We start from the raw sequence: 9,153 nt of genomic DNA on the forward strand, positions 1-9,153 counted from the left end.
GCCAGTGATGCTGCGCCCGTGTGCCTGCCTGATGGCGGCGGCAGCCTGCTCAAGTCCTGTCCATGCAGCGCCAGCGCCCGAACCAGGTGCGCACGCCTTGCTGGATGGCGCGGCGGCAAGCCGGGCGCGCGCGCCGGTAACCGCCGAATTCGATTCCGACTTTCTGTCCGGCCAAGGGCGCAAGGTCGACCTTTCGGTGTTTGCCAATGGCAACCCCATGGTTGCCGGCAGCTACCGGGTGGACATCTACGTCAACGGTGTTTGGCAGGGGCGCCGCGACGTGATGTTCAAGGCAGACAGCCAAGGTGACGTAGCTGCCTGCTTGAGCCTGGCGCAGCTGGAAGAACTGGGCGTGGACACCCAGCAGCTCGCCGATGGCACACGCGCGGCGGATACTGCCACGGATGACTGCGTGCCAGTGCACAAGCGCATGCAGGATGCCTACGGGCGTTATGACAGTGCTTCCCTGCGTTACGACGTGAGCATCCCGCAGACGTTCATGCGCCGGCAAGCGCGTGGTTACGTCAATCCAGCGTTATGGGACCGAGGTATCAATGCGGGGTTCGTTGGCTACAACTTCAACGTGCTGGACAGCGATGTGCGAACGGTCGGTGGCCAAAGTAATCGCAACGCCTACCTCGGCTTGAACCTGGGCTTGAACCTGGGGGGCTGGCAGCTTCGACAGGATTCCAATCTCACCTGGCGCGAAGGTGCAGGCAGTCATTGGCAGCGGATTTCGACGTATGCACAGCGCGGCATCGCACCCATACGGGGCATGTTGACCATCGGCGAGGCCTTCAGCAACGGCGAGCTGTTTGATTCGGTTGGGTACCGAGGGGTGAGCCTGGTCAGCGATGACCGCATGCTGCCCGATTCGCTGCGCGGTTATGCGCCGGTGGTGCGCGGCATCGCGGAGACCAATGCGCGCGTGGAAATCCGCCAGAACCAGCAGCTGATCTATTCGTCCACGGTATCTCCCGGTGCGTTCGTGATCGAGGACCTGTACCCAACCGGGTACGGTGGGGATCTGGAGGTGCGGGTGATAGAAGCCGATGGCAGGAACCGCCAGTTCAAGGTTCCCTTCGGTTCGGTGGCGCAGATGTTGCGCCCGGGCATATCGCGCTATGCGATTACTGCGGGCGAGGTCCGCAGCGATCGGTTGCTCGATGAACCCTGGTTGCTGCAAGGCACCTATCAGCGTGGCATCGGCAACCAGCTGACCCTGTACGCCGGTGCTGCGTTGAGTGAAGGCTACAGCTCCCTGTTGTATGGCGCAGGCATCTCGACGCCGCTGGGTGCATTTGCAGCCGATGTCACCCACGCCCGCACGCAGCTGCACTTTCTCGGGGATCGGCAAGGCGCGAGTGTGCGCCTGAGTTACAGCTCGTTGTTCTCGGGTACCGGTACCAGCCTGACGTTGGCGGCGTATCGCTACTCCACGCGTGGTTTCTACAGCCTGCAGGACGCGCTGTACGCCCGTGACGCGGTGGAGCGTGGTTTCGGTACGCTGGCGCAGGGGCGTCAACGCAGCCAGTTCCAGTTGACGATGAACCAGCCACTGGGACAGCGCTATGGTGCCTTGTACCTGACAGGGTCGGTGCGTGACTTCTATGACCGGCCCGGCACAAGCACCCAGTACCAGTTGGGCTATAACACCGCCTGGCGCAGGCTCAACCTGGGTGTGTCCGCACTGCGGACCGAAGAGGGCATCTTTGGCAGGAACGACACCCAGTACCTGCTGAGCGTGAACATGCCTTTGGGACGGGGTGATCGCCCTGTGTCCTTCAGTACCGATATCGGCGCACGCCAGCACGGTGGGTATGACAGCAGCCGCGTCGGGATCACGGGTTCGGCTGGACGGGATAATGCGCTCAGTTATGGCTTGGCGGTGACCGACAGTCGCCAGGGCAGCGGCAATGCCGTCGCCAACATGGCCTACCAGGGACGTTATGCGGCAATGACCGCGTCCTACGGCTATTCAAGTGATTTCCGCCAGCTCTCGCTCGGCGCCAGCGGCAGCATCGTTGGCCACGGTGGCGGCCTGACCTTTACGCCGCAGCGCGGTGAAACCATGGTTCTGGTGCAGGCGCCGGGGGCCGTGGATGCGCACCTGACCAATGCACCCGGCTTGCGCATTGATGGGCGCGGCTATGCGGTGGTTCCCTATGTGTCCCCTTATCGCCTCAATACGGTGACGCTGGATCCGCAGGACATGGCGCGCGACGTTGAGCTGGAAAGCAGCAGCCAGTCGATCGCTCCTTACGCCGGGGCAATCAGCTACCTGAAATTCCAGACCCGCAAGGGCCGCGCGGTGCTGATCCAGCTGCGCGATGCGCAGGGCGGATTCCTGCCGTTGGGGGCCCAGGCTGCGGATGTGCAGGGACAGACGGTGGGCATGATGGGGCAGGGCGGGCGTTTGTACATGCGTACCGAACTTGAGCGCGGCCACTTGGTGGTTTCCTGGGGTGAGGCCGAGGATCAGCGGTGCGGGGTCGACTATCAATTGCCAGCGGAGACGGAAGGTGCGGCGCTGGGCTTCATCAAGCTGGAGGCAACATGTCGCTGACGTGTATTGGGTTGCGCACCCACGGGATGGCGATGCTGGTGCTGGCCGGGGTTGCGTTCGCGCCGCAGGCAAAGGCCCGCTGTTCACTCAGTTCCACCGCGTTCGTCGCACAGGACGTGCGCATTGGACATGGGGCAGGTGGTGATCCTGCCGACGTTGCCCATTGGTGCGGTGATCAAGGAACTGGTAGTGCCGATAAACCAGCGCAACAGCGTGGCCACCTGCACGGGCGGTGGTGGCTCGGCCATTGGGCGTTTCGTCAATGCGCCCCAGCAGATACCCGTACCCGGTTTCAGCAACGTATTCGCCACCAATATTGTCGGCGTCGGCATCCGCGTCTACCGGGACTCTGGCGAGATCCAGGCGTTCTATCCGCACAGCCTCACCTTTGGTAACGGTACCCTCAGCCTTGCCGGCGGTACGTTCAAGGTGGAGCTGATCAAGACCGCTGCCGCTACCGGATCAGGCCCCATTGCGCCGCCCGGGCTGTTCACCTCGTACTACTTCGACGGTGATAGTCAGGCCAGGCCCGTGCTGACGTCCAGCTTCTTTGGCAGCGGTACCACGGTGGTGACGCCGACCTGCTCGGTGCAGGCGGGCAGTCGCAACGTGGTGGTTGATTTCGGCGCGGTGCCCAGCAGTGCATTCAGCGGTGTGGGGGCCCGTGTGGCGGACAGGGATTTTGAAATTGCCCTGGACTGCAGGGGCAGCAACCTGGCGCAGTATCAAAGCCGGATAGCCATTCGCCTGGACGCGACCCAGGACGTGTCCAACCTGCCGGGGGTCCTGCCCTTGACCGCAGCGGTTGATTCCGCGACGGGTATAGGAATCGAGATGGTCAGGCGTAGCGGTACCGGCGAACTGCCGGTGCGCTTTGCACAGAACATCGACCTTGGCTTGACCACGCCCTCCACGCAGGTCTTCAGCCTGCCGCTGCGGGCGCGCTACATCCAGACACGTGCCGGCAAGGTCGCGCCGGGCAAGGCCAACGGCAGGGCCACTTTCACCATCCAGTACAACTAGCGTGTTGCCGCTTGAACGGTGGGGCGCCCGGCCTCGGCCGGGCGCGCCTGCACGGATTGCCATGGTGGTTGGTCCGCGCGCCGTTCTAGAATGCAGCCTCAACCATCAGGGGGGCTGTGCATGGGGATGCACGTCAACGAGGTTTGCATCAACTGTGATCGTGCGGTTGCCGATCACACCCAGAAGTACTGCCCGAATTGTGGTCAACCCACACCGGTGCATCGCATTGACTGGCATTTCCTGGGCCATGAGCTGGAGCACAGCGTGCTGCACATGGACCGCGGCATCCTCTACTCGCTCAAGCAGTTGATGCTGCGGCCCGGGCCGCTGCTCAGGGACTACATAGAAGGCAGGCGCGGCAATCAGGTCAAGCCGCTGTTGTTGATTACGATGATGTCCGCCGCAGTGGTATTGCTGAATCGCCTGATCACCGGCGGCGGGTTTATGGATGAGGGCTTTTCGCAGACGGAGGCCATGGGCCAGGCCCTGCCTGCCGAGGCGCTGCGGTTCATTGCTGCCTATCGCTCGGTCAGCGCTTGGATCGAGTCGCATTTCGCCGCCTTCACCCTGATGCTGTTGCCGATCGAAGCGCTGGTGTTCTGGCTGGTGTTCAAGCGCTACAGCAGACTGAACTATCCCGAGTGGCTGGTGGTGACCACCTTGCTGACCGTGCAGACCTTCGTCATCTGGTCGGTGCTGGTACTGGTGCACCGCTGGTTGCCGCAGACGCAGGTGCTAGCGGGGGTGCTGGGGATGATCTATACCGCAGCATCGTTGATGCAGTTCTTCCAGGGGCGCCCATTGGGATCAACCCTGTGGCGAACGATCCTGGCATTGGCGATTTTTTCGCTGGCCAGCTCCGCGGCAGTGGTGGCAGCGGTGATCGCGGTGATGTGGATCGGATAATCCCATAGAGACGATCTGCGGTGCCCGGCACCGCAGAAATCACTCCAATGCGTAGCGCAGCACGAACAAGCCGGCCACCAGCCACACGGCGGCGTGGACCTCACGCCAGCGGCCGGTGCCGGCCTTCAATGCCGCGTAGGCGATGAAGCCGAAGGCCAAGCCATTGGCGATGGAATAGGTGAACGGCATTGCCAGCGCGCACAGCGCGGCGGGTACCGACTCGGTCAGGTCATCCCACTTCACGTCCACCAGTTCGCGCAGCATCAGCCCGGCGACGAACAGCAGTGCCGGGGCGGTGGCGTAGGACGGCACCATCGCCGCCAGCGGCGAGAACAGCAGGGCGGCAAGGAACAACGCGGCGACCACCAGCGCGGTCAGCCCGGTGCGGCCGCCCACCTGCACGCCGGAGGCGCTTTCGGCAAAGGCGGTGGTGGAGCTGGTGCCGAGCAGTGAGCCGGCAACGATCGCGCTGCTGTCGGCGAGCAGGGCGCGACTGAAGCGCTTCTTGCCGTCTTCCAGTTTCAACAGGCCGGCGCGGCCGAGTACGCCGTACAAGGTGCCGGTGGCATCGAATACTTCCACCAGCACGAATACCAGTACCACCTGCAGCAGCACCGCCAGCGGCGCACCGCCGTCGTGATGCAGCAGACCGGGCAGATCCAGTTGCAGGAAGGTCGGGGCCAGGCTGGGGGGCAGCGAGACGATGCCCTGGTATTGCACCGAGCCGATTGCCCAGCCCATGCCGGTGACGGCCAGGATGCCGATCAGGATGGCGCCACGCACCTTGCGTGCCTCCAGGATGGCGATCAGCAGGAAACCGGCCAGCGCCAACAGCGGCGGGGCGGTATTGAGCGGCCCCAGGGTCAGCATGGTGTCTTCGTTGGCGATGATCACGTTCGATTTCTGCAACGCGATGATGGCCAGGAACAGGCCGATGCCGGCCACGATGGCCGAACGCAGCGAGGCCGGAATGCCTGCCACCAGCCATGCGCGGATGCCGGTGAGCGACAGCACCCAGAACACCAGCCCGGAAATGAACACCGCGGCCAAGGCCTGCTGCCAGGGCAGACCGGCAGCGCCCACCACGGTAAAGGCGAAGAACGCATTCAAGCCCATGCCCGGTGCCATGCCGATCGGGAAGTTGGCAGCCAGGGCCATCACCGCCGAGCCGATCGCCGCCGCCAGACAGGTCGCCACGAACACCGCGCCCGGGTCCATGCCGGTGGTGCCGAGGATTTCCGGGTTGACGAAGACGATGTAGGACATCGTCAGGAAGGTGGTGATACCGGCCAGCACTTCGGTGCGGACGCTGGTGCCGTGTTGTTGCAGTTTGAAGATTCGGTCTAGCAGGGACATGGGGGAATTCCGTGGATTGCAGGCTGTGTCCTCTCGCTGGGTTGGAGAGGGGGCCGGAGGCGGGAGCGGGGCGTGCTGCCATCCGTCGCAGGAACCGAAAACGGAGTCCTGCCTTTTCTTCTCCCGCGTGCGGGAGAAGGTGCCCCGAAGGGGCGGATGAGGGGGAGCTTCACCCGCTCTTCGGCTCTTTGAGCTTTTCTGACCAAAGCAAACGATGCCAGTTTCATGCGCAGAGCTTGCCCTCACCCCAACCCCTCTCCCGCAGGCGGGAGAGGGGCTTCAAAGCGAAGGGCGCGCTGTCCTGCGCCGTCGCCAAAAGCAGACGGCCGCTCTGGGCGGCCGTCTGTCGGGTATTACTTCAACGCCTTGAAGCGCAGGCGCTTGGGACCGGCATCGTCGCCGAGGCGACGCTTCTTGTCCTCTTCGTACTCGCGGTAGTTGCCCTGGAAGAACTCCACGTGCGAGTCGCCTTCGAAGGCAATGATGTGCGTGGCGATGCGGTCCAGGAACCAACGGTCATGCGAAATGACGAAGGTGTTGCCCGGGAACTCCAGCAACGCATCTTCCAGCGCACGCAGGGTTTCGATGTCCAGATCGTTGGACGGTTCGTCGAGCAGCAGCACGTTGCCACCCTGCAGCAGGGTCTTGGCCATGTGCAGGCGGCCACGCTCACCACCGGACAGCGAGCCGACCATCTTCTGCTGGTCCTGGCCCTTGAAGTTGAAGCGGCCGATGTAGGCACGCGACTGGATCTCGACACCGTTGATGTTGAGGATGTCCAGGCCGCCCGCGATTTCCTGGAACACGTTGTGGTTGCCCGTCAGCGCGTCGCGGCTCTGGTCGACATAGGACAGCTTGACGGTCGGGCCGACCACGATCTCGCCCGAGTCCGGCTTTTCCTGGCCGGTGATCATCTTGAACAGGGTCGACTTACCGGCACCGTTCGGGCCGATGATGCCGACGATGGCACCCGGCGGGATGATCATCGACAGGTTGTCGATCAGCAGGCGCTCGCCGAACTTCTTGGAGACGTTCTTGAACTCCATCACCGAGTTGCCCAGGCGCTCGCCCGGCGGGATGAAGATTTCATTGGTTTCGTTGCGCTTCTGGTAGTCAACGCTCTGCAGCTCTTCCAGGCGGGCCAGGCGGGCCTTGCCCTTGGTACGGCCACCCTTGGCGTTCTGGCGCGACCACTCCAGTTCCTTCTGGATCGCCTTCTGGCGGGCCTTTTCCTGGTTATCTTCCTGCTTCAGGCGCTCGTCCTTCTGCATCAACCATTCGGTGTAGTTGCCCTTCCACGGAATGCCGCGACCGCGGTCCAGTTCCAGGATCCACTCGGCGGCGTTGTCCAGGAAGTAGCGATCATGGGTGACGGCCACCACGGTGCCGGTATAGCGCGCCAGGAACTGTTCCAGCCACTCCACGGATTCGGCGTCCAGGTGGTTGGTCGGTTCGTCGAGCAGCAGCATGTCCGGCTTCTGCAGCAGCAGGCGGCACAGGGCCACGCGGCGCTTCTCACCGCCGGACAGGTTGCCGATCACCGCGTCCCACGGCGGCAGGCGCAGGGCGTCGGCGGCCACGTCCAGCTGGTTCTCCAGCGTGTGGGCATCGCCAGCGGCCAGGATGGCTTCCAGCCGTTCCTGTTCCTTTGCCAGTGCATCGAAGTCGGCGCCTTCTTCGGCGTAGGCGTCGTAGATCTTGTCCAGCGCGGCCTGGGCCTGCAGCACTTCGCCCACGCCTTCCTCGACCGCTTCACGCACGGTCTGGGCCGGGTCCAGGCGCGGTTCCTGCTCCAGGTAGCCGACCTTGATGCCGGCCTGCGGGCGGGCCTCGCCCTCGAAATCGGTGTCCACACCGGCCATGATCTTCAGCACGGTGGACTTGCCGGCGCCGTTCAGGCCCAACAGGCCGATCTTGGCACCGGGGAAGAACGACAGCGAGATGTCCTTGATGATCTGCCGCTTGGGCGGGACCACCTTGCTGACGCGGTTCATGGTGTAGATGTATTGCGAGGACATGACGTCTCCGTAGCGCACGCCTGCGCCCGGTCCGGGAGGGGACTGGGCCCAAGGCAAATAGGGAATGGGGCATTATAGCCGCAAGCCCGGCCCGCCCGGATTGGGGTACGTGGCTTGCTGATTTGTGAATGCGAAAGAAGGTAACCGTTTCCAGCCGGAGTTCGTTCAGTCGCCGTGAGCATGATGGAAACCGTCACCCAACCCTACGAGGGCCACCCATGAAAATGAACCGTCTAGTTGTCGCTGCCATGACCGCCCTGCTGGCCTTTGGCGCCACGGCCCCTGCCTTTGCCGCTGGCGATCGCGACCATGACCGTGGCCGTCATGGCTGGGATGACCGTGGTCGGGGCAATGACCGCGGTCGTGGGCATGACCGTCGGGATGACCGCCGCGAATGGCGTGATGATCGCCGCCACTACGCCAACGGCTACCGCGAGGGCTACCGCGACGCTCGTCACAATGATCGCCGCTACTATGCCCCGCCACGTCGGGTGGTGTACCAGCCGTATGGCTTCCAGCGCGGCTACCGCTACAGCAATTACTACGGTGGCCCGGTTTACGTGGTCAACGACTATGACCGTTACCACGTGCGCCGCCCGCCGCATGGTCATCGCTGGATCCGCGATGATCGCGGCAACATGCTGATGGTGGCCATTGCCACCGGCATCATCGCCGACATCGTGTTCAATCACTGATCGTTGGCCAGGTAACAAAACAAGGGCGCATCCCACGGGATGCGCCCTTGTTTATTCCGCTGGGGGCGTCACTCGGGCGGCATGCCCAGGCAGCTGCCCCGTTCGGCATCGGTGCAGAGGGTCGGCTGCCTTACCCCGCCCTCGCGGATCGAGATCAACGGGCTGGCGCCTTCCGGCAGCGGGGCAGGGGCGGGCGGCAGGTTGGCGGCGACAAGTTGTGCCGCTAGCGCCGCGGCTTGGGCGGATGTGCCGGCCACCTCGAGTTGACCGCCCAGGTAGTGGATGTCGTAGTTGCCCAGGCGGGAACCAATGGCATCGCTGGCAAGGATGTCGTACGAGCCGGGCAGGGCAGAAGCATCGCTCCCTGCGCTGGCCAAACGCACGCCGTCGACTGTATCGCCGTTTTTCAGCCCGGTAACGGAGTAGCGCTGCAGGATCAGGCTCTGTCCTACCCACTTCCACATGTCGGTGGCAGTGATGGTCAGTGCTGCCTTGCCCACGTCCAGGGTGCCGTCGACATAGGTGATGTCGTAGTTGGACAGGCCGGTGCCGTCGGCATTGTTGGCGGTGATGGTGTAGTCGCCGACAT

7 protein-coding genes are annotated in these 9,153 nt (G+C 63.7%); 4 read left to right on the forward strand and 3 right to left on the reverse strand.

The window, feature by feature from the left end:
- Window positions 1-7 precede the first annotated feature (7 nt).
- From RT460_RS03390 to RT460_RS03400, 3 genes are all read left to right on the forward strand, one after another.
- Window positions 8-2,566, forward strand: coding sequence for a fimbria/pilus outer membrane usher protein (locus RT460_RS03390; protein ID WP_313317162.1), 2,559 nt, complete (start codon window positions 8-10; stop codon window positions 2,564-2,566).
- 129 nt (window positions 2,567-2,695) lie between these two features.
- Window positions 2,696-3,589, forward strand: a complete 894-nt coding sequence (locus RT460_RS03395; protein WP_313317225.1) for a fimbrial protein — start codon at window positions 2,696-2,698, stop codon at window positions 3,587-3,589.
- A 120-nt stretch (window positions 3,590-3,709) separates the two neighbouring features.
- Window positions 3,710-4,495: a DUF3667 domain-containing protein gene (locus tag RT460_RS03400; protein WP_313317163.1), complete on the forward strand. Its 786-nt coding sequence runs from the start codon at window positions 3,710-3,712 to the stop codon at window positions 4,493-4,495.
- A gap of 39 nt (window positions 4,496-4,534) precedes the next feature.
- Here the strand turns inward: RT460_RS03400 and RT460_RS03405 are convergent, their stop codons facing one another.
- Window positions 4,535-5,851 carry an NCS2 family permease gene (locus RT460_RS03405; RefSeq protein WP_313317165.1) on the reverse strand — a complete coding sequence of 439 codons (1,317 nt, stop codon included), beginning with the start codon at window positions 5,849-5,851 and terminating at the stop codon, window positions 4,535-4,537.
- A 353-nt stretch (window positions 5,852-6,204) separates the two neighbouring features.
- Window positions 6,205-7,869: an energy-dependent translational throttle protein EttA gene (gene ettA / locus RT460_RS03410; RefSeq protein WP_313317166.1), complete on the reverse strand. Its 1,665-nt coding sequence runs from the start codon at window positions 7,867-7,869 to the stop codon at window positions 6,205-6,207.
- Between the two features lie 218 nt (window positions 7,870-8,087).
- Here ettA and RT460_RS03415 point away from each other — a divergent pair, with 218 nt between their 5' ends.
- Window positions 8,088-8,564 (forward strand): RcnB family protein, encoded by a 477-nt coding sequence (locus RT460_RS03415; RefSeq protein WP_313317167.1) that lies wholly within the window; start codon window positions 8,088-8,090, stop codon window positions 8,562-8,564.
- Window positions 8,565-8,632: 68 nt separating this feature from the next.
- On the opposite strand, the gene RT460_RS03420 is transcribed toward RT460_RS03415, so the two are convergent.
- Window positions 8,633-9,153, reverse strand: a 521-nt coding sequence (locus RT460_RS03420) for an MBG domain-containing protein (RefSeq protein ID WP_313317168.1), incomplete at its 5' end; no start/stop codon positions are given.

This window comes from Stenotrophomonas sp. (assembly GCF_032061965.1).
Lineage (GTDB): Bacteria > Pseudomonadota > Gammaproteobacteria > Xanthomonadales > Xanthomonadaceae > Stenotrophomonas.

Bases quoted from the DNA above. Each gene is read 5' to 3' on its own strand.
- RT460_RS03400 (WP_313317163.1), top strand. From the start codon at position 3,710: ATGGGGATGCACGTCAACGAGGTTTGCATCAACTGTGATCGTGCGGTT.
- RT460_RS03395 (WP_313317225.1), top strand. From the start codon at position 2,696: ATGGGGCAGGTGGTGATCCTGCCGACGTTGCCCATTGGTGCGGTGATC.
- ettA (WP_313317166.1), bottom strand. From the start codon at position 7,869: ATGTCCTCGCAATACATCTACACCATGAACCGCGTCAGCAAGGTGGTC.
- RT460_RS03405 (WP_313317165.1), bottom strand. From the start codon at position 5,851: ATGTCCCTGCTAGACCGAATCTTCAAACTGCAACAACACGGCACCAGC.
- RT460_RS03390 (WP_313317162.1), top strand. From the start codon at position 8: ATGCTGCGCCCGTGTGCCTGCCTGATGGCGGCGGCAGCCTGCTCAAGT.
- RT460_RS03415 (WP_313317167.1), top strand. From the start codon at position 8,088: ATGAAAATGAACCGTCTAGTTGTCGCTGCCATGACCGCCCTGCTGGCC.